Below are 335 nucleotides of genomic sequence, written 5' to 3' on the forward strand. Positions count from 1 at the left end.
CGGTGCGTTAACCACTTCGCCACATTCGCCATGGCAGGGGCAGCAGGAATTGAACCCACACTAACGGTTTTGGAGACCGCTGTTCTACCTTTAAACTATGCCCCTATAAAATGGAGGAGAGTGGATTCGAACCACTGAACCCTAAGGAACGGATTTACAGTCCGTCGCGTTTAGCCACTTCGCTACTCCTCCATGGTGGCGCGGGACAGAATCGAACTGCCGACACACGGAGCTTCAATCCGTTGCTCTACCAACTGAGCTACCGCGCCATATTTTAAAATTATTAATTGAATAACAAGAACGACGGTTCCGACGGGAATCGAACCCGCGATCTC

3 tRNA genes are annotated in these 335 nt (G+C 50.7%); all 3 read right to left on the reverse strand.

The annotated features are described in order from the left end of the window. Positions 1-31: 31 nt before the first annotated feature. Positions 32-105 (reverse strand) — tRNA-Trp (locus HMPREF2731_RS12895). 6 nt (positions 106-111) lie between these two features. Next, positions 112-192 (reverse strand) — tRNA-Tyr (locus HMPREF2731_RS12900). 1 nt (position 193) lies between these two features. Continuing rightward, a tRNA-Phe gene (locus HMPREF2731_RS12905) sits at positions 194-269 on the reverse strand. Positions 270-335: the final 66 nt, after the last annotated feature.

Source organism: Enterococcus sp. HMSC072F02 (genome assembly GCF_001837725.1).
In the GTDB taxonomy this organism is placed as follows: domain Bacteria; phylum Bacillota; class Bacilli; order Lactobacillales; family Enterococcaceae; genus Enterococcus_B; species Enterococcus_B lactis.